This window comes from Christiangramia sp. OXR-203 (assembly GCF_034372165.1).
Taxonomy (GTDB): Bacteria; Bacteroidota; Bacteroidia; order Flavobacteriales; family Flavobacteriaceae; genus Christiangramia.
In genome coordinates this window covers 146,001-166,314 of record NZ_CP139698.1, presented here as the reverse complement: position 1 = coordinate 166,314, position 20,314 = coordinate 146,001, and the positions used below count along the sequence as shown (strand labels likewise).

The following is a 20,314-nucleotide window of genomic DNA, read 5'->3' as shown; positions in this document are numbered from 1 at the left end:
TTAATTAAGATCTGACAAATTTCTTAAATTTTTCTTAATTTGTACAATTCTATAATTTTCTGCCGACATGACAAAAGCTTCCGATTCAATTTTAATCTTCTTATCCTTCTGAAGTAGCTCCAGAAATCCTTGTGCTGCAGATCTTGAGCTTAATCCATGTATAACAACAAACGTCTGCTCAGCATTATAAACATCCCGTGAAGTTTGTATTTTCCTGTAGTCTAATTCTTCTAATTTTTCTTCAATCTGAATTTTTAAAGAATCTGCAGAAACATTTTCACTTTCAGAAAAAGCAATCACCAGTTTAAAATTAGTCTGAGTACTATCGGCTACAAACTCCAGGTTTTTAAGGGATGGAATAGCAGTATTCAATAATAGCTGTGCTTTTTGACCTTCCGGAGATTGCGGATAGTTTGCAGCCACATATTGCAGGGAATTTTCATAAGCATCGATTCCATATAATCTTGCGATCGCCTGTGTTTTCAGTAATTCTATCTTAGGCAAGATACTATTACCGTTATACTGAGATCTATAAGCGTCTGATTGCTCTATAACCTCAGCAAAATTCTGTTCTTCAAATTTTCTATATAATTGTTCGTAGATTTTTTGAGGACTGCTTTCATCCATTTGAACGCTCTGGGGATTTCTGATAAAAGCGGCATATCGCGAATCTGGATAATTCTGCAGTATATCCTGTTCCAGTCTTCGTAAATCATCTACACGATTCTGAGCTTTGTAAACCGAATACAAATTATATTTCGCCGGAAGGATCAGGCTCTGTTGTGGATTACTATTCAGCATAAACTCCAACCTGTTCGCTGCAAGTGCATACTCACGGTACTTCTCATTATAGATCACTCCCAGTTGATAATTTGCACGATTTCGTTGAGAAGACAAACTATCCAGAACTAAAGCGTCTGTAGGGATTTGTGCAAGATAGGTTTGGGGATCGTAGATTGGATCATTGTCCAGGTTGATATCCATCAATCGCTCTTCAGCATTTACCGTACTTTGATTCATAGCACGGCTGCCGTAGCGCCAGTTATCGGCGAGTTCCCTGCTTCCCCATGTGCGGAGAAAATCCTGCGCGCCCCGGGAAACCCGTATTGGATTATAGAAGTAAAAAATGTTACCAGTATTTCCACTATTAAAGTCACCTGCTGGCGGCACCGAAGCTGAAGCTGGTATATTATTCGTTTGTGGAAAATTAGTTCTTGGTCCTATCCCTGCTGTGTAAGCAGGTAATTCTCCAGACTCCATGGTTTTGACAGCGCGTGCTCTTAATGTATCTGTATAAGTCGTAAAATACTGCAATCTATCCTCCTCGCTCATGTTCGCGAGCCTCAAAATACTATCTGTTTCCTCAGCGATCTCTTCGTAAAGAATCACATCGGCAAGGTTTTCTCGTTTTTTGCTGATGGTCCTGAACTCCAGTAGATCTGGAGACATATAGGTCAAGGTACTATCAAAATATTTACCGGCTTGCTGGTAGTTTGCTTCATCAAAATTGATATTCGCCAGAATCTCATAATTGATCGATTTCAGGAAAATATCGCTTGATGGTGATCTTAAAGAGCGATTATAATAATCCACAGCGGTTTCTACGGAATCTAAACGATTGTAATACTCTCCAATCTGAAAATAGATCTTGTCGAGAAATGGTCGGTTTTCGCGATCTTCTTCCAGATCTCTTAAAAGCGCCAGTAGTTGGGTACGGTCACCATTCTGAAAATTAAAATTCCTTGCTTTTTGAATATGAGCATTCACCAGGTAAATTCGGGGAGACTTGCGTTTCAGGTCTATTACTTTATCAAAAGAAGCATTTGCGGCTGCCGATTGATCCATTCGATCATAGAGCTGACCAAGAATATAGTAATAACGACCTTTTTCAGCATTATTACTGGTGAATTCACTAGCGTTCTGTAATGGGACTACAGCACTGTCAATATATTGTAAATTGATATAAGCCTGCGCAAGACTTGAACTGGCATCGGCTACATCTTCATCATTTAGTTTATCTGAATCCAGGATCTTTTTCAGGTTTTTGATCGCCAGTTTTTCATTTCCCAACCTGATGTTTGTTTTCTCTCGCCAGATCCTTGCGTGAGTTATATTATCACTGGCAGGATAACGGTAAAGAATGTAGTTGAATGCATCGAGCGCAGGGACGAAACGTTGATCGAAATACCGGGATTTCCCAAGGAGCAAATAAGCTTCATCGATTTGAGGATTTCGCTCTTTGCCTCCAATTTGCATGGAATGCTTCTGAATAGCTTTGACCGCTTTTTCTTCAGCTATACCAAAATTCTGATTTCTAATGCTATCTGGTAGGACGATATTTTCATCAAGAGCAAGTCTTTCAACAGGTAGAATATCCCAGTAATTATCTGCGTAATTCTGGTTGATCTCTTCTTTTCCCTTTTCAAAGGCCAGACCACCATTGTACAGCGTATTATATTCCGAAGTGATCGCGTGATAATTTCGGTTTACAAAAGAGTTCTTTTTCCTGGAGCAGCTAAGAATTGCCGCGGCAGTTAGTAAAAACAGTGAAATTCGGGTAAACGTATTCAATATGAACCTTTTATGGTATCATGAATAACTTTGATACAGCTGGTTTAGTATGTAAAAGTAAACTTCTTTTTGCAAAGTCCAATAGCTGCAATTACTAGGCCTCAACGATCTCACTGGAAAAATAATCCTCCAGTTCCTTCAGGGTAGCTTCGGAAGTAGTTATATCACGAACCGGCACTCCCCTATCCAGGACAACGATTCTTTCGCAAACTTCAGTAACATGAATAAGATCATGACTGGAAATGAGGACAGTGGTTCCAGAGGTATTTGAAAGTTCTTTCAGTATTTTTTTTAATCTGATCTGTGTGGTTGGATCCAGGTTTGCAAATGGTTCGTCGAGAATAACCACTTCAGGATCACCGATCAATGCGGCTACGATTCCTACCTTTTTCTGGTTTCCTTTTGAAAGATCCCGAAGATATTTCTTGCGACCAATGATCTCTTCATTGAAAAAATCCTGAAACTGCGTTAAGAATGAGTCTACATCTGCCCGATTTCTATTCCGGAGATCTCCAATAAAGTAAAAATATTCTTCTGGAGTCAGGTAACCAATAAGGAAACTTTCATCGATAAAGGAAGAAGTAAAAGTTTTCCAGTCCTCGCTTTCGCTCACCGTTATATCCTGATTAAAGATATTTCCGGAAGTGGGCTGAATAAGATCCAGCAGCAAGCTAAAAAATGTGGTTTTACCCGCACCGTTGTTACCTACGAGTCCGAAATTTTGTCCTGAAGGAATTTCCAGATGCTCGATATCAAGCACTTTGTTTCCGTTATATACTTTTGAAAGATTGGTTGCTGTGATCATATTCCTATAAATTTATTCTCCTTTTTGTTTAAATCCCTGGATCGTTACATATTTACGTCTTCGGTAGCGCTGTGTAAGGTAAGTTAATAGTACCGGACGCATAAGGATCCCGATAATACCCAATCCAGCAATGGTTCCCACGGCAACTTCATAACTTATGAATTTATTTACCAGCCAGAAAATGAAGACGGGAAATGCCATAACTGGAATTCCAACGAGCCATTGTGAAACACCCATTCCCTGGTAATTCATCACCGGACTTTTGTCAAGATCGATGCTCTTTATGTTGAAACTTCCGGCAAAAATTAGCATAGGAACGTTCACTCCAATATTATAGATCGCGGCGGTAATATTCAGCAAAACCACTTCCCATCCAAAATAGATATAGGGAGTTGTAAGAATCAACAATACCACCACACTTACGGTTATTAATCCCATTTTAGAAGCCAGGTATTGTCTCATAGGTATGTTTTGAGACATGATCATGGAGTAATAGGACGAATCCCAGGATGGTACGAATTGACCAAAATTCATCATAAATACACCGGTCATAAAAATACCCACAAACAGAAAGAATGCTGGCATGTCCTGATAGGCGTCGTTCGGGTAGAAGATGAGCCCATAGCACAACAGCAGAAGAGACATGAAAATGGTTGTTTTCGCTCTTTTATTCCGAAGAATAAGTTTAATATCTAATTGAAGGAAAGGTGCAATACTTCCAAATTTACGGGTCCAACCAAGATCCTGGGTGTTCACTTCCTTAGATTTGGCTTTTAAGTCACGGTCCAGATAGAATTTTTTCCTTAAGTCTGAAAGATTCCACTGATAAAGAATAACCAGTAAAATGAAAGGAATGACTGCTAAGTACGGTTGGTCATATAAATAATCGAGGGTCGAACCAAAGTAACTTCCAATATCGAAAATACCATAGTAGTCCAAAGCACCCAGAATTGCCACCCCTATAATAACCGGAATTAATTGCTTAAGACTTTCGTTGAACTTCTTCTTGACAATAAAATTGAAATAGTTCACACATAAAACAAGTGCGTAAAACCCAAGCATCCAGCCTATAACATTCCAGGCAGGGTAATCATACTTCAGGATACTCACCAGCCCGAAGGGAATGATCCAGAGCAATGGCAAAATGTTATAAAATGAGTATAGAGATTTAAGAAGTATGTAATTGACCGCTTTTTTCTTCGATACAGGAATTACCATAAGCGGTTTGATATTCATCACCGGTAGGCTTTGCAACATAAACCGGAAAATGAACTCAAAGCCTAGATAAGTCAAAGCAAATCTATTCACGATCGCCAATGGATCCTGTTCTGGAAAAGATTCCTTAAGCAGCGGAAGTAATGCTACGCCCAGAAATAAAAACATGGCCGAAAAATAGAGCGCCAGGAATATCATCAGGATCTTTAATCCCAGACTTTTTCCAAAACTGGCCGACCTTGTGAATGATTTCCATTCCAGCCAGAGAAATTTACTAAACATAAAATCTGCTGTTTATTTAGATAGGTAGAGAAATTTAAACTTTTGTTACATTTTTAAAAGCTTCATACTTTGTATTTTTACGCCCAAATATTAAAAAATGAGTAATTTTTACCCGCTAAAAATAAAGGAAATAATTCGTGAAACTTCCCAGGCGGTGAGTTTATCTTTCGATATTCCTGAAAACTTGAAAGAAGAGTTCCAATTCAAGGCCGGGCAGTATATCACTATCAAATATGATGCTGAAAATGGGGAAATAAGAAGAGCCTATTCTCTTTGTTCTGCTCCTGCTTCTGAAGATTTCAAGGTAACCGTAAAAGAAGTAGAAGGCGGTAGCTTTTCAGTGATCGCAAACAATAAACTTACAGCCGGAGATATTCTGGAGGTGCATCCGCCGGAAGGAAAATTTGTTTTTGAACCTGGTAATTCCGCTAAGGATTATGCTGCTTTTGCAGCAGGTAGCGGGATCACGCCGGTGCTTTCCATCATCAAATCTGTATTAGAACAGGAACCCGAAAGTCGGTTTGTGCTAACCTATGGAAATAAATCTGTAGACGATACGATCTTTTTTAAGGAGTTGCTGGAATTGCAATCTAAGTTTCCGGAAAGGCTTTTCGTAGAGTTTATTTACAGCCGTACACGTGAAGAAAATGCACAATTCGGAAGAATCGAAACAAGTACTGTAAACTATATCCTGAAGAATAAATTCAAGGATCGCAATTTCGAAACCTTCTATCTATGCGGACCCAAAAAAATGATCGATCACGTTACTGAAGTATTGAAGAAGAACGATGTTCGTGATGAGCAGATCAAATTCGAATTGTTTACAAGCACTTCAGAAGAAAAAGTGATCGAGGGAGATACTGATGGAAAAACTTCAGTAACGATTGTAGTGGATGATGAAGAGTATAGCTTTTCTATGGATCGTAAAGATGTGGTTCTTGATGTTGCTCTGGAAGAAGATATCGATGTGCCTTATTCCTGCCAGGGCGGAATTTGTAGTAGCTGTATGGCTCGAATTACTGAAGGTAAAGCTGAAATGAGTAAAAACCAGATCTTAACAGATGCAGAGATCGAGGAAGGTTTTATTCTTACCTGCCAGGCGCATCCAACCACTTCTACGCTAAAAGTAGATTTTGATGATGTTTAAGAATTATTCAGCTGCTGCTGAATTTTAGATACTACCACTTCCGGAGGAATGCTTCGCATAACATCTTCGTAGCCCTCCGGAACTTTATTGCCATAAGCCGAAGTTGGGATCTTTGGATATTTCTCAAGATCCGGTAAGATACAATTCTCCATAGGCTGATTAAATGCAGCGAATCCCACATAAGGATGGGTAACGCCCCAGATACTTAGAACCGGAATCCCGAATATCGCTGCGATATGAGCATTTCCACTATCCATGGATAACATCATATCCAGGTTAGAGATAAGGCTTAGTTCTTCCGCAAACCTCAGCTTACCAACCACACTCACACAATTCTCAAATCTGGATTCCCATTCTTCCAGCTGTTTCTTTTCCTTTTCCCCCCCTCCAAACAGGAAGATTTTTGTATTTGCCTCCGAAGAAAGGCTGGAAATCACCTGTTCCATAAGATCCACCGGATAAAATTTTGAAATATGCTGGGCAAATGGTGCGATTCCAAGCCATTTTACTTTTTTCCGTTTACCGGTAACATCAGAAATTCTGGGAAGTATTTCCCTCCTTGCAGCTGCTGTGTAATTGGAAAGATCTATCGGGTATCCTAGTTTTTCAAAAACATCTGCATAACGCTGATGGGTTGTTTTAAGCTGCTTGAAAATCTTGTTGGTCTCCCGTGTAAGAGCTTTCTTTTCAGCTCTGCCCTTATCTATTTGTTCGAAAGGAATTCCGTAGAAATAAAAAACCGAACGTAAAACATTGGTTCTAAGTACATCATGAAGATCTGCGACCATATCGATCTCCTCATCACGAAGTTCCCGGGCCAGGGTACCAAGCCCCAGAACACCTTCATGAACGCCATCAACATCTGCCTCATAGAGCCGCACATTTGGCAAATGACTGAATAGCGGAAAAAAGAAAGAACGTGTAAGTACCGTAATTGTAAGCTGTGGATAGGTTCTAACCAGAATGCTCAAAACAGGAACCACCATCGCCACATCTCCCATGGCAGAAAGACGAATCACCAACAGATGTTTATTTTCTGAAGTTGATGGATGCTGATTGCTATACTGATCTTTCATTTCTACTTATTACCTCTTAGAACAGGATTAAGCTCATCGTCATTATACATCTTCATTTGCTTATACACTTTCATGTACTTTTCACCTTTTTCGATGTCTTCCAGAAGCTGATTGATCGCCGTAGAAAGGTCTACACATTGTTCCAGAAGTATATCCAACTTGGCTTTACAGGCCATCTGGTGCTTTTCTGAAGCATCTGTACGCTGTGCTTCTTCGTTCATATGATAGATCTTCAGCGCCAGAATAGATAAACGATCGATCGCCCATGCCGGACTTTCAGAATTGATCGTGGCATCTGTGTTTGCTTTTACATCCTTATATTTCTCAAGAAAATAACTATCAATATACTCTACTGTATCGGTTCTGTCCTGGTTGGAAGCATCGATCTTACGCTTTAAAGTTAATGCTGCAACCGGGTCAATATTCTGGTCGCGAATAATATCTTCATAATGCCATTGAACGGTATCTATCCAGCATTTTCTGAAAAGTAAATGTTCCAGAAGGTTTTTTTCAGCATCATAAGGATTTTTGAAATCCTGTTCTACGCTATCTTTCTCATGATAGAGTTCGATCACTTCTCTAAAAATAGTATTGGCTTTATCTGAAAACATAAAGTTGTTTTTAATATAAATTGAATGCAAACTGGCCTGAAATGCTCAGGTTTTGCAAAGATATTATTTTTATAAAGAGATTCCGGTGAATCTGAAGGAAATGGTTTAACCCAGGAAAACCAGGATAAATGGCATAAGAATTAGCACTGCCAGTAGTATTTCCTTGAATATGCGATCCTTCTTACTATCAAAATAGTTAGAAGCAATGATACTAAGAGGTACGAAGAAGAATATAAGTTCACTTCCATTTTTAGTCGGCGCAAAGATCGCAACAGCAATAGAAATAACCAGGCAGAACAGGATCATGCTTAAGACCGGTCTTCTGGTAATGCTTGCCTTCTGTATCGCACTGAAATATTGAATAAGTGTCCAGAAAAGCAAACCCAGAATAATACTTAATGGAACTAATATCGACGCTACGTTATAACGACTAAAGTCAAAATTACTGGTCTGAAACCAGTCGATTAAGGTGTAGAAATCGTCATAAGCGAGTAGATGGAAAGTTACCGTAAGGATGGCTACCGCCAAAAAAGATACAAAGGGAACCAGCCAGTTCTTAAAAGCAGAAGCAAAATTGAGAATCGCGAAAAATATAAGCAAAAAGAACAATACCGACCAGAAATTATAAAGTGTGGCAATGGCGATCCAGAAAGTTGCATCAAAGATCTTTTGCTGTACAAATTTATGTGATTTGAGACTAATGATTCTCCGTAAGGCCAGCAGGATGCAAAGATTGGAAATGATTACCGGCGTATTGGCCAGAAGTTCACTAAAACTAATCGCGAAAATTGCAAAAAGCAGGGTTTTATACGCACTCCGCTTAGTGAGTTCATTTTTCTTTGCTATAAAATTTAGCACGAATAAACTTAGAACGAGTAAGCCCAAAACGCCAATCTTTTGCAGTAAATCCACTATCTCAAAACCATTTTCCCAGTGAAAAAAGTTCACGCCGGTATAAAAGATCACCAATAGCAGAACGATCACTGTAAGGTTAATAGGTTTGGATTTGCTAAAAAAGCTTGTTAGCATTGGTAGTTTTTATATTTTTGTAGTCACAATTAATGATACGATCATGAAAGATTTTTTTGAAGGAATAGAAGATTTGTTTGAGTTACTCCTTGCTCCATTAGACGAATTGAGAGCTTTGGAACTTGATTCCTGGTTTCTTGCCAATGGATTGAACTGGATCTTTATGGCTATTGGTTTTCTTGCTTTTCTTTACTGGATGAAGCAGCTAAAAACCTTTAACGATAATAACGAAGAAAACAGAGAATCTACTTCACATTCATTCTTAGGATAGGTCAAAACCTAAATCCTTTCTAAAATACATCTTATCAAATTGCAACAATTCTGCACTTTGGTAAGATTTTTTTAGTGCCTGTTTGTAATCATCCCCAAAGGAACTTACCGCAATTACGCGGCCACCACTAGTTACAACTCCTTCTGCAGTTCTACTCGTTCCTGCATGGAATACGAGAGATTCTGTAACTTTTTCCAGTCCTGTGATAGGCTTTCCTTTCTCGTAAGATTCTGGATAACCTCCAGATACCAGCATCACCGTTGTCGCAGACCGCTTGTCAATTTCAAGACTTGCAGTATTTAGTTCACCTTTCCAAGTAGATTCCAGTAATGAAACCAGATCAGATTTTATTCTTGGTAATACGACTTCAGTTTCAGGATCACCCATTCTAACATTATACTCGATCACATAAGGTTCATCTCCAACCTTGATCAAACCTATAAAAACAAAGCCTTTGTAATCGATATCTTCAGCTTTAAGACCATTCACCGTTGGTTTTACGATCCGGTCCTCAATTTTTTTCATTAGCGTTTCATCTGCAAATGGTACAGGTGAAATTGCTCCCATACCGCCAGTATTAAGCCCGGTGTCCCCCTCGCCTATTCTTTTATAATCTTTTGCCGTTGGAAGAATCTTATAATTCTCACCATCGGTTAATACAAATACGCTTAATTCGATCCCATCAAGGAATTCTTCTATCACTACCTTCTCACTAGCCGCACCAAATTTCCCTGAAAGCATGTTTTCCAGTTCCTTTTTAGCTTCGTCCAGATCTTTAATAACAAGCACCCCTTTGCCTGCGGCTAAACCATCGGCTTTCAACACGTACGGAGGTTTTAAAGTTTCCAGAAAACGTTTCCCTGCCTGTAGACTCTCAAAACTGAAACTCTCATAAGCAGCAGTAGGAATATTGTAAAGAGCCATAAATTCCTTGGCACGTTCCTTACTACCTTCCAGTAAAGCTCCTCGCTGTGAAGGCCCGATCATTTGAATATGCTTTAATTGATCATCATTCTTAAAGAAATCCACAATTCCTTTTACCAGAGGATCTTCAGGACCCACCACAATCATGTCGATATTCTTGTCCAGGGCCACTTTTCCTACCTGTGCAAAATCAATCGGATTGATATCCAGGTTTTCGGCAATAGCTGCTGTACCGGCATTCCCGGGTCCTACATAAAGTTTATCGCATAGATCACTTTGGGCAATCTTCCAGGCAAAAGTATGCTCGCGACCACCGGAACCAAGAATGAGAATATTCATAGCTTCAAATTTTAATTGTTGCATCAAAAATAAATGTTTGTACATTGAAGCACCAATAAATTCGTTAAAAAAGCGCTTCTACACTTGGATTGGTTCAGATTATCTTTACAACTCAATAAATTCCCTATTCAGCGGGCTCAGAAAAAACTAAAGGAGGTTAAGAACATCCCCGAAGCCGAATATGAGAAGTATCAATACCGGCAGAGAAATCTATTGCTGGACTATCATATTCAGCATAACGATTTTTACCGCGACTTTTTTAAATGGGAAGGTTTTGACGATTGGAGCAAAGTCCCGATCATGAAAAAATCAGATCTGCAACAACCGCTCAAGGACAGGTTGAGTTCTACGTATACAACGAAGTCGGCTTATGTGGGGAAAACTTCAGGAAGCAGTGGGCATCCCTTTATTTTTGCCAAGAACAGGTTTGCTCATGCCTTGAGTTGGGCTGGTTTTCAGGATCGCTACTCCTGGTATGGCATCGATCTTAACACCTCATTACAGGCTCGTTTCTACGGAATTCCTCTTGATTTCTTCGGAAATGTGCAGGAACGATTAAAAGACAGAATAAGCCTGAGGCGGAGGTTCAATATTTTTGATCTTAGTGATCAAAAAATGGAATCTTTTCTGGAACGTTTTAAAAAAGCAGATTTCAATTATCTTAATGGTTACACCAGTGCCATCCTGCTATTCGCAAAATTTTTGAAGGATCGCGAAATCCTACTGAAGGATCTTTGTCCAAGTCTAAAAATATGTATTGTTACTTCTGAAAGACTCTTCGAAAAAGACAAGGAACTAATAGAAAATGTTCTGGGAGTTCCAGTGATCAATGAATACGGTGCCAGCGAAGTTGGACTTATTGCTTTCGAGGATCCTAACCATCACTGGATCGTAAATTCTGAAGATCTTTACGTAGAAATTCTTGATGAAAATGACAGGATATTGCCCTATGGTGAGGAAGGCCGGATCGTTATCACAGCACTATATAATTATGCTCACCCAATGATACGTTACGATATTGGAGATACCGGGTCTTTATCTACCAGAAGTACGCGAAAAAAGCCAGTTCTGGAACAATTAGTAGGTCGTACGAATGACATTGCCCGCTTACCAGATGGTAAAGTAGTTCCAGGACTAACCTTTTATTATGTCACTAAAACCATTATAGAAGACAGCGGGAACATTAGGGAATTTATTATTACCCAAACCAGACTGGATACATTTCATATAGATTATGTGAGCGATATCGAACTTTCTGAGCATCAGAAAAAAGGTATTATGAAGGCGATCGAAATGTATGTGGGAAAAGATCTGAAGATTAGTTTTCAGAAAAATGAGGTGCTAAAACGTACAAAAAGCGGGAAACTAAAACAATTTACCTCGCTTATTCAATAGTTAATTTCTGTTTCGATTTTACGAAGAATTGCTCATTCAGAAAAATAAGCATTTTCTTAAGCGATGCTCTTCTGCCAAAACCAACAAGCCGGTAAACCTTGTAATTATATTTCAGCATTTCCAGTTTATTTCCTGAAATTGAATTCTTCCGAAGTCTATAATAGGCCAGTGATTCCCAGATTCCTTCCATGGGTCCACCTTCTTCAATAACTCTTAGCCACATTGCCCAGTCCTGGCGCTTCCGAAGGTCTGGAGCATAGATCTTTCCCAACAGCCCAGCATTATAAATACCTGTTAAGTTCCCAACATAATTTGCTTTAAGCAATCTTCGATGACTTAACACTGGCAAGGCCTGAATGATGATATTACTTTCGTTGCCCGATTCATGCATTAACTGGTAACTGGAGAAACAAGCCGCGACATTAGCCTTGGAAAGAACCTTTAGCTGCCTCTCAAGCTTATTCTCCTTCCAGAGGTCATCTGCGTCAAGAAATGAAATATACTGTCCCTCTGCAGCCTCAATCGCCTTATTTCGGGAATATGCGGTACCTTTATTCGTCGAATTGGTAAAAACCCTGATCCTATTTTCTTCGGAATCGAATTTCTGCAGGATCTGTACAGTGGAATCTTTGGAAGCATCATTTACAATAAGCAGTTCCCAGTCGTGGTAAGTCTGGGAAATTACAGAACGAATCGCATCAGCAATATAAGCTTCGCTATTGTAAGCGGGCATTATGACAGACACCAGTCCCTCCTTCATTCTATCGTCTAATATGTGCTGAAAAATCCTTGTGCTCTCTTTTATCCAGTTCCTCTTTACTCATACTTCGGAAGTGGTCATAAGTGATCTTCATACCCTCGCTCCTTGAAACTTGAGGTTCCCACCCCAGAATTTCCTTCGCTCTCGTGATATCGGGCTGGCGTTGCAATGGATCATCCTGCGGCAACTCCTGAAAGATGATCTTCTGTTCTGTTCCGGTTAGCTTAATGATCTCTTTGGCGAAATCAAGTATGGTGATCTCATCGGGATTTCCAATATTTACGGGGTCGGAATAATCGCTAAGTAAAAGTCGGTAAATGCCTTCTACCTGGTCATCAACATAACAAAAAGAACGTGTTTGAGAACCATCTCCAAAAACGGTAAGGTCCTCGCCTCTTAATGCCTGACCTATAAAGGCCGGAATCACTCTACCATCATTTAGTCGCATTCGCGGACCATATGTATTAAATATTCTTGCGATCCTTGTTTCCAGACCATGAAATCTATGATAGGCCATGGTAATGGATTCCTGAAAACGTTTTGCTTCATCATAAACTCCTCGAGGTCCTATAGTATTCACATTGCCATAATAATCTTCATTCTGCGGATGTACCAAAGGATCTCCGTAAACTTCGGAAGTGGAAGCAATTAGAATCCTGGCATTTTTTTCTTTTGCCAGACCAAGACAATGATGGGTTCCAAAGGAACCAACCTTCAAGGTTTGTATAGGAATTTTTAAATAATCTATAGGACTCGCCGGAGAGGCAAAGTGTAATATGTAATCAAGATCACCAGCTACATGAACGAACTTGGTAATGTCATGATGATGAAATTCGAAATTCTTTTCCTTGATGAGATGTTCAATATTCTTAAGATCACCAGTAATAAGATTATCCATTCCAATAACAGCATAACCTTCTTTGATAAAACGGTCACATAAATGAGATCCTAAAAATCCTGCTGCTCCTGTAATTAGTATTCTTTTTGACATATCCTGTTTTTAAACAACCTCATCTATCAAGTCCCAAAGACTTTTCCTCCAATCCTTGATATCACCGATCTCCTTTAGTACTTTTTCCTTGGAAAGCACACTATATTCGGGCCTTCGTGCCAAGGTCTTAAAAAATCCCGTTTTATTTAGAACAACCTGATCAATTTTTCCTGAATAATTTAATATTTCTTTAGCAAAATCATACCAGGTCGCCTGTCCCAGATTACTATAATGGTAAATGCCCGTTGCTGAAGATTCTTTCTGAATACCATCCAGAACATATATGGCCAGATCGTTGGCATTGGTTGGAGTACCAAGCTGAGTGGTCGTTATATTTAAGGTTGCTTTTTCAGCAGCTTTTTTTAAGATCGTGCAGAAAAAATTATGTCCGAATTCTGAATACAACCAACTCGTTCTGAAGATCAAATGATCGTCAAGAACTTCAGTGATCCGTTGCTCTCCCGCTAATTTGGAGGCTCCGTAAACATTGATGGGATTTACATCATCGGTTTCCAGGTAAGGTTCTGTTTTGCTTCCGTCGAAAACATAGTCGGTTGAGAAATGGATCATTTTAACCTGCTTTGCAGCACAAACTTCTGCAAGTTTACCTGCCGCTTCAGCATTGATCTGGAATGCCTTCTCTTTCTCAGATTCTGCTTTTTCTACATTGGTATAAGCCGCTGCATTAATACAGAAATCGTAAGATCGCGAAGAGAATAACTTTTCTACTTCAGCAAAATCGCTAATATCCAACTCGCGCGAGCTCTTGAAATCAAAGTTGAGATCGGGATATTTTTTTCTATGCTTTCTAAAACATGAACCTAACTGACCATTTGCACCGGTTACCAGTATATTCTTCAAAATACATCTTTTAGAAATGGAAGCTCTTTGTCTTTATCTGATAAGATCATTTGATCTTCAGGAAAATTCCAGTCGATATTGAGATCGGGATCATTGTATCTAATTCCGGCTTCAGAGCCTGGAGTATAATAGTGATCACATTTATAAGCAAAAACAGAACGTTTGGAAAGCGTTACAAAACCATGTCCAAAACCTTTCGGAACATAAAGCTGAAACAAATTCTCGTCGTCCAGTATTACAGAAAAAGTCTTTTTAAAACTTGGAGAATCTGGCCGTAAATCCACCACCACATCCAAAACCTTCCCGTGGATCACTCTTACGATCTTGGTTTGCGCGAATTCTCCCTGTTGATAATGCAGTCCCCTTAACACACCATAATGCGACATAGATTGATTATCCTGAACGAATTCAGCATCTATACCACTAAATTCTGCCAGCCTCTTGCGATGATAAGTCTCCAGAAATAAACCACGATGATCTTCAAACATGGTAGGTTTGATGAGCAGGCAATCTTTTAGCGGAGTTTTTTCAATTTGCATAAACGGTTTTTAGGAATTGAAGATCTGTTCCAGGATCTTTTCAGTAATAAGATAGGTTGGTTTCACTCCAGATGTTCCAAGTCCTCCAGAAGCAAGTGTACTTCCTGTTTCCAATGGATTATCTGATGCGTAATAAGCATATCTTACCTGAACATCTTCATCAATACTTCCTCGTAATCTGGAAGCTGCCTGTATCGCTTTTTGGTAATGTGCACCTTCCATTTCCAGACCACAAACATTCCATGTAGAATCATGGAAGAATCTTAGAATATCCTTATTCTGCAGTGATGTTCCCAGTACAGTGATCATTGCTCCATCTACCACGCTAATTCCCTGGCCTTCGAGATCAGATTTCTTTAACTGGTTTTCAAAAGGATAATTATCTGCTGTTCCTTCAAATAAATGGGCATCAGGAATCATAATATCACCCTTGCCACCTTCAAGAATCCCCGCTTTCCCCATAATGGAAACCGACTTCACATTGAGTTTGATCTCTTTTCCGTCGTTATCAAAAGGTTTAAGCAGTTCATCCATAGTTTCATAAGCCTGCTCACCAAAGGCGTAGTCCATGACCACTAGTACCGGTTTTTCTGAAAGATCTATATCAGCGAATTTATCGGTTTGAAAACCATCCTTCAGTTGCGCAGTATCAAAGATCTGCACATCGATATTGGTTCCGCTTTTATCTTCAAGAAAGGTCATCCCGTTGTCCAGAGCAAACTTGGTGATCTTTGTTCTAAGGTTGCCATTGCCACTATCACTTAGTTCTTCGTAAATATCAAGGGGTTTTTTCTTTTTTAATTCTGCTTTGAAAGCGCACGGAGTATACAAAGTGTTCATGACACTGTGCATATTCGCAGAGATGATATGAATTGGTCTTTTAATAAGTTCTTCTTTGGTTAGAAAACTCTTTATATCATTCGCCCAGACTTCTCCGTGAATGTGATGTCCCAGTCTTTCCCGCAGCACAGGGCTAAAAGTGATAATTCTTTTTTCATTCTGAACCGCTTCCTTGATCGCCATTTTTCCAAGAGACCAGATCACTCTAAGAAATCTGTCTGGATTGTCTGGTGTGCTGAATTTAGGATAAAGTTTATTGATATCTGAAAAAGTTCTTCCCAGGATACTGGCGGTATGGGTAAGAGCTATTTCCCGCTGTGATTGTGTAAGCGGATCTTTCTGGGTTACTGCAAAATCCAGTTTTTCCCAGTCCCGGTTCACGCTCCCGTCTTCATCAATAATCACTCTTTTCATGATCTTATGCGATTCTATAAATAGAAAAGTAAGATGCGTAAGGATATCATAGATCTCTGAGCGACCACGAGTGATCTCAATGTTCATTTGCTCATCATCGATCCTATAGCAGTTTCTACGTCTTTTAGGCGGTATAATAGGCTTGAAATGCGAATTCCCATAGCCTTCATCGCTGGTTAGGTTTATAAACCTGCATTCTTCGATACCGTGTGGTAATCGATCTATAACGTATAGCAAACCTTCCAGTTCTGCTTTTTCATTCGCGATAGATCCGTAAATTTCAGGACGTAATGTAAGTAAGGATTCCCTTAAAGTTTCTCCGGAAACACCCATAGGTTTATAAAAACCACGGTTAAAAAGGTGTCTCATAGTGATATACATTCGTTCAATTGCTCCTGAACTTTCCTGAGCTCTTGTTCTTCCCTGTAACTTTAATATTGACATAGTTTTGTTTTATATGATCTCGTTTAATTTATCAGCAATCTTCCTGTCGTTGGATAATCTTGGCAGTTTATTCTGTCCTCCAAGCTTTCCAATAGATTTCATGTATTGCTGAAATGTGTTTGGGGGCAATTTAGTGATCTTGAGCCTTTGAAGGATGCTTCCATCTATAAGATCCTTATAATATGAATTCTGCTGTTGCATTGCTCTATCGATAACTCCCGCAAAATGATTAATATCCTGAGGTTCTTTTTCAAATTCTATAAACCATTCATGGTACGGTAGTTCATCATTATTCGGACTAATTTGCGGTGCTACCGTAAACTCGCTAATAGCAGCCTGCGTATCTTTGACTGCTTCCTGCAAGGCCTCTTCTACTTCTTTAGCGATCACATGTTCGCCAAAAGCTGAAATAAAGTGCTTGATCCTTCCGGAAACTATGACTCTATATGGTTTTACTGAAGTGAACTGTATCGTATCGCCAATATTATATGCCCATAGACCAGCGGTAGAACTTATGATCATGACATAGTTCACCCCAATCTGTACATCCTTCAGAAGTAAACGTGCTGGGTTTTCTTCAAAGAATTTATCTGCTTCAATAAATTCGTAAAAAATCCCTGAGTTTAGCTGAAGCAGCATACCATGAACATTCTGCTTATCCTGAAAAGCAAAAAAACCTTCCGAAGCAGGGTATAATTCAATACTATCCACCCTTCTGCCAATTAATTTTTCGAATTTGGCTCGATATGGTTCGTAATTAACTCCGCCATAAATGAACAGATCAAAATTTGGAAAAATCTCTCCTACCTTTTTCCCTGTCTTATCGATCAATCTTTCAAAATACATCTGCACCCAGGACGGAATCCCGCTTATTACCGACATGTCCTCCTGTACAGTTTCCTCCACGATCGCATCCACTTTCGTTTCCCAATCGTCGATACAATTAGTTTCCCACGAAGGCATTCTGTTCTTTTGAAGATAGCCTGGAACATAATGCGCCACGATTCCCGATAACCTGCCTAATTTCACTCCGTTTTTCTCCTGCAACTCCGGACTTCCCTGCAGGAATATCATTTTACCATCCACAAACTTACTATTCCCGGTATCATGGATATAGCATAAAATGGCATTTCTGGCAGCTTCTATATGCGTGGGCATACTGTCTTTGGTTAGTGGAATATATTTGGCTCCACTCGTGGTCCCTGAAGTTTTCGCATAATACAAAGGTTTTCCAGGCCATAATACATTCTCTTCTCCGGAAACCATCAGGTCCATATAATTCTTTAACTCTTCATAATCTCTTACCGGAACCTGCTTTGAAAAATCCTGATGATTGTTGATATTTTGAAAATCGTGATCCTTACCGAATTTTGTATTTGCGCCCTTTTTCAATAATTGCTGAAATACTTTCTCTTGGGTATCATGAGGATTCTCAGCCCATTTATTCATTTTTTTTCTAACATAGGAAGCAAAGATCCCGGCAGCAAAAGATTTTATAGACATAGATTAATTGAAATCAATATATTCTGAAGGATCCACAGGGTTTCCTTCGTTCCAAAGTTCAAAGTGTAAATGCGGTCCTGTAGTAAATTCACCGGTATTACCCGCAGTAGCGATCACCTCACCAGATCGTACTATATCGCCCTGACTTTTACTTAGTGAAGCATTGTGTTTGTATACCGAAAGCAAACCATAACTGTGTTCGATGATGATCACATACCCGGTTTCAGCAGTCCACTCGGCAAAGATCACGCGACCATCTGCGACCGACTTTATTGGTGAATTCCTCGTGGTTACGATATCAATAGCATAATGCTTATTTTCGATATTATAACTTTCAGAAATAGTACCTATTACTGGCGGAAACAAAGAAAAGTTGATATTATCTGTTGCTGTTGGCAGGATATTATATTTATCTTCCTGAGCGACTTCTTCACGCAACAAACTATCGGCCTTGATGCGATTGATCTCCTGATATTCCAGGTCTGTGATTGGCTGGCTGAGAATAGAGTCCCTGTCCAGTTGCTGTACATCAAATTCACCTCGTAGCGCATCCTGGATAGATTGCAAATACTGGTCGTTCATACGCATTCTGTTTTGTAGAGAATCTGAAGTATATGCCAGATTTGTAGCTTTTTCCTTTAATGCTGCGGAAGAATAACCAGGAATATACTCCCTCAATGGTGTAAACGCAATCAGGAAGGTAGTCATAGCGATCAAAAGAATTGCTGAGATTCCAACAGCTACGAAAACGTTCAATCTTGTTAAGCGAAAAGAGAACCTTTCTTCAAAAGTATCTTCGTTAAGAACCACCATGCGGTACTTATGCAGCAGTTTCTTAGCGAACTTCTTTTTAGATTTTGTGTTTTCAGCCATAGCCGTAATTGAGTATTACAAAGATAAATTAAAATAATTCGAATTCCTGAATGACCATGACCGTTATTATTAGTGAGGAGGTATCCATCAATTTATTGTCTTCTTAACGTTTATATTAGGTTATTCTTGTTAAGTTTGTAGAACAAAATTATAACACATGAACGCATTTATCTTGCCTTTGGCTATAGGAGCACCACAAATTATCCTGATTGTAGTGGTAATATTGTTGCTTTTTGGAGGACGAAAAATCCCGGAATTAATGAGAGGCCTTGGTAGCGGAATTAAAGAATTTAAAGACGCTTCTAAGGATGATGAGAATCCTGCAACTACAGATGATAGTAAAAAAGTACCGGAAGAGAACAAGTAAACCGGTATTTTAGAATATATAAAAGCCCAACTTTTCAGTTGGGCTTTTTTTAGTTTAGTTCAGTTTTGCCGATCGCAGTATAGCATCCAGCTCGAAGATATTATCCCGTTTTGCCCTCGATGGTGAGAATACAAATCCTTCCAGGATCAAATACCTGTTATTCGCTTCATCCTTTACAGCATAGTTCACAAAGGGTCCAGCCATAAAATCATTTTGTACCTCCCACGTACCTCTTGTTTCATAAGCAAATTTGCCATCAACTGTAGATTCGAACAAGTATGGAGCATATGCTTTTTCAGTGATCATATAGGAATTTTCCAGACGACCTGGGATCATCGCTTCTCCAATAGAATCACGCATTTTAATGATGTTTGCAACTACGCTGGAGTCATTATCTATAGAACTCATAGGAACCTCGTAAATAAGAATTTCCATGCTTCCCTTTGGGATCTCTTTTCTTATCCAGCTGAATTTATCTTCATCCTTAGCATATCTGTAAGCTGAAGGAAATTTTAGATCTATTCCAAATTTCTCTTTCAGTGCTACATCATCTGAAAGTGATTTTCTAATTCGGCGTTGTTTCTCTGTAAGTTCGGTTTGTTTAAGAATGTCTATAATAGTATCAGACTTTTTCTCAATCACATCAATGATATCCTGCGAATTTGCCCCTTGTAGTACAATTCCTTTTTGAGGACGGGAAAACTCATCACTTACCACGGCCATTCCTTGTTTGCCATTTTCGATTTTTAAAAAGATCCTGCTGTTACGTACAAACCCGGTAAAAGTTTCTGGTGGTATCTGGCTTAAGCTGAAAAGTGGTTCTTCCTGTGGCAGTCCATCTACCGGCGCTGCGAATTTAGTCCTTATGGCCTCACCTACTTCACCTTCCCACATTTGATTATCGATCACTACTGTGAGCTGATTTATGTTTCCGGAAGAATCTGATAGGATTCTGGTGTCTTTCTTTTGATCTTTACTTTCCTCGCAGGCAAAAAACAGGAAAATACTGGCTAATAATAATAAACTACGTTTCATTTTTTCGGATTAGGTTTTTTTA

General features: G+C 39.3%; 19 protein-coding genes. 4 read left to right on the top strand and 15 right to left on the bottom strand.

The genetic code is table 11. The annotated features are described in order from the left end of the window. From T8I65_RS00785 to T8I65_RS00775, 3 genes are all read right to left on the bottom strand, one after another. Entirely contained in the window at nucleotides 1–2,571 is a 2,571-nt protein-coding gene (locus T8I65_RS00785; protein WP_322301621.1) for a hypothetical protein, read from the bottom strand. Between the two features lie 94 nt (nucleotides 2,572–2,665). Continuing rightward, nucleotides 2,666–3,376: an ATP-binding cassette domain-containing protein gene (locus tag T8I65_RS00780; RefSeq protein WP_322301620.1), complete on the bottom strand. Its 711-nt coding sequence runs from the start codon at nucleotides 3,374–3,376 to the stop codon at nucleotides 2,666–2,668. 12 nt (nucleotides 3,377–3,388) lie between these two features. Next, on the bottom strand, nucleotides 3,389–4,873 hold the full coding sequence (locus T8I65_RS00775) for a DUF5687 family protein (protein ID WP_322301619.1): 1,485 nt from the start codon (nucleotides 4,871–4,873) through the stop codon (nucleotides 3,389–3,391). A gap of 97 nt (nucleotides 4,874–4,970) precedes the next feature. Between T8I65_RS00775 and T8I65_RS00770 the strand changes: the two genes are divergently transcribed. Then, a complete protein-coding gene (locus T8I65_RS00770; protein WP_322301618.1) occupies nucleotides 4,971–6,020 on the top strand; it encodes a ferredoxin--NADP reductase in 1,050 nt (349 codons plus the stop codon). Here T8I65_RS00770 and T8I65_RS00765 read toward each other — a convergent pair. The 3 genes from T8I65_RS00765 to T8I65_RS00755 form a co-directional block, all read right to left on the bottom strand. Beyond that, complete coding sequence (locus T8I65_RS00765; protein ID WP_322301617.1) at nucleotides 6,017–7,096, bottom strand: glycosyltransferase family 9 protein; 1,080 nt, start codon at nucleotides 7,094–7,096, stop codon at nucleotides 6,017–6,019. The genes T8I65_RS00770 and T8I65_RS00765 overlap by 4 nt on opposite strands. 2 nt (nucleotides 7,097–7,098) lie before the next feature. Next, nucleotides 7,099–7,707, bottom strand: a complete 609-nt coding sequence (locus tag T8I65_RS00760) for a DUF4254 domain-containing protein (RefSeq protein WP_322301616.1) — start codon at nucleotides 7,705–7,707, stop codon at nucleotides 7,099–7,101. Nucleotides 7,708–7,812: 105 nt separating this feature from the next. Beyond that, nucleotides 7,813–8,736 (bottom strand): DUF6427 family protein, encoded by a 924-nt coding sequence (locus T8I65_RS00755; RefSeq protein WP_322301615.1) that lies wholly within the window; start codon nucleotides 8,734–8,736, stop codon nucleotides 7,813–7,815. Nucleotides 8,737–8,779: 43 nt separating this feature from the next. Here T8I65_RS00755 and T8I65_RS00750 point away from each other — a divergent pair, with 43 nt between their 5' ends. Continuing rightward, nucleotides 8,780–9,007: a DUF6341 family protein gene (locus tag T8I65_RS00750; RefSeq protein WP_295180392.1), complete on the top strand. Its 228-nt coding sequence runs from the start codon at nucleotides 8,780–8,782 to the stop codon at nucleotides 9,005–9,007. On the opposite strand, the gene purD is transcribed toward T8I65_RS00750, so the two are convergent. Continuing rightward, nucleotides 8,999–10,270, bottom strand: coding sequence for a phosphoribosylamine--glycine ligase (purD, locus tag T8I65_RS00745; protein WP_322301614.1), 1,272 nt, complete (start codon nucleotides 10,268–10,270; stop codon nucleotides 8,999–9,001). The two genes, T8I65_RS00750 and purD, sit on opposite strands and share 9 nt — an antisense overlap. Nucleotides 10,271–10,354: 84 nt before the next feature. Here purD and T8I65_RS00740 point away from each other — a divergent pair, with 84 nt between their 5' ends. Next, complete coding sequence (locus T8I65_RS00740) at nucleotides 10,355–11,665, top strand: phenylacetate--CoA ligase family protein (RefSeq protein ID WP_322301613.1); 1,311 nt, start codon at nucleotides 10,355–10,357, stop codon at nucleotides 11,663–11,665. Here the strand turns inward: T8I65_RS00740 and T8I65_RS00735 are convergent. From T8I65_RS00735 to T8I65_RS00705, 7 genes are read right to left on the bottom strand one after another with little or no spacing between them, the layout of a single operon-like run. Beyond that, nucleotides 11,655–12,425 carry a glycosyltransferase family 2 protein gene (locus T8I65_RS00735; protein ID WP_322301612.1) on the bottom strand — a complete coding sequence of 257 codons (771 nt, stop codon included), beginning with the start codon at nucleotides 12,423–12,425 and terminating at the stop codon, nucleotides 11,655–11,657. The two genes, T8I65_RS00740 and T8I65_RS00735, sit on opposite strands and share 11 nt — an antisense overlap. Nucleotide 12,426: 1 nt before the next feature. After that, the gene (locus T8I65_RS00730; protein ID WP_322301611.1) at nucleotides 12,427–13,416 is read right to left on the bottom strand and encodes a UDP-glucuronic acid decarboxylase family protein; all 990 of its coding nucleotides are present in this window, start codon (nucleotides 13,414–13,416) and stop codon (nucleotides 12,427–12,429) included. A gap of 9 nt (nucleotides 13,417–13,425) precedes the next feature. Further along, nucleotides 13,426–14,277 carry a dTDP-4-dehydrorhamnose reductase gene (gene rfbD / locus T8I65_RS00725; RefSeq protein ID WP_322301610.1) on the bottom strand — a complete coding sequence of 284 codons (852 nt, stop codon included), beginning with the start codon at nucleotides 14,275–14,277 and terminating at the stop codon, nucleotides 13,426–13,428. Further along, nucleotides 14,274–14,816, bottom strand: a complete 543-nt coding sequence (gene rfbC, locus T8I65_RS00720) for a dTDP-4-dehydrorhamnose 3,5-epimerase (protein ID WP_141876438.1) — start codon at nucleotides 14,814–14,816, stop codon at nucleotides 14,274–14,276. Before rfbC ends, rfbD begins: the two co-directional genes overlap by 4 nt. Before the next feature lie 9 nt (nucleotides 14,817–14,825). Then, complete coding sequence (locus T8I65_RS00715; protein ID WP_322301609.1) at nucleotides 14,826–16,514, bottom strand: DUF6909 family protein; 1,689 nt, start codon at nucleotides 16,512–16,514, stop codon at nucleotides 14,826–14,828. Nucleotides 16,515–16,523: 9 nt separating this feature from the next. After that, nucleotides 16,524–18,017 (bottom strand): GH3 auxin-responsive promoter family protein, encoded by a 1,494-nt coding sequence (locus tag T8I65_RS00710; RefSeq protein WP_322301608.1) that lies wholly within the window; start codon nucleotides 18,015–18,017, stop codon nucleotides 16,524–16,526. Nucleotides 18,018–18,020: 3 nt separating this feature from the next. Continuing rightward, nucleotides 18,021–18,890, bottom strand: a complete 870-nt coding sequence (locus T8I65_RS00705) for a M23 family metallopeptidase (protein WP_322301607.1) — start codon at nucleotides 18,888–18,890, stop codon at nucleotides 18,021–18,023. A gap of 157 nt (nucleotides 18,891–19,047) precedes the next feature. Here T8I65_RS00705 and T8I65_RS00700 point away from each other — a divergent pair, with 157 nt between their 5' ends. Continuing rightward, a complete protein-coding gene (locus T8I65_RS00700) occupies nucleotides 19,048–19,257 on the top strand; it encodes a twin-arginine translocase TatA/TatE family subunit (RefSeq protein WP_026913640.1) in 210 nt (69 codons plus the stop codon). A gap of 54 nt (nucleotides 19,258–19,311) precedes the next feature. Here the strand turns inward: T8I65_RS00700 and T8I65_RS00695 are convergent, their stop codons facing one another. Next, a complete protein-coding gene (locus tag T8I65_RS00695; protein ID WP_322301606.1) occupies nucleotides 19,312–20,292 on the bottom strand; it encodes a DUF4837 family protein in 981 nt (326 codons plus the stop codon). Nucleotides 20,293–20,314: the final 22 nt, after the last annotated feature.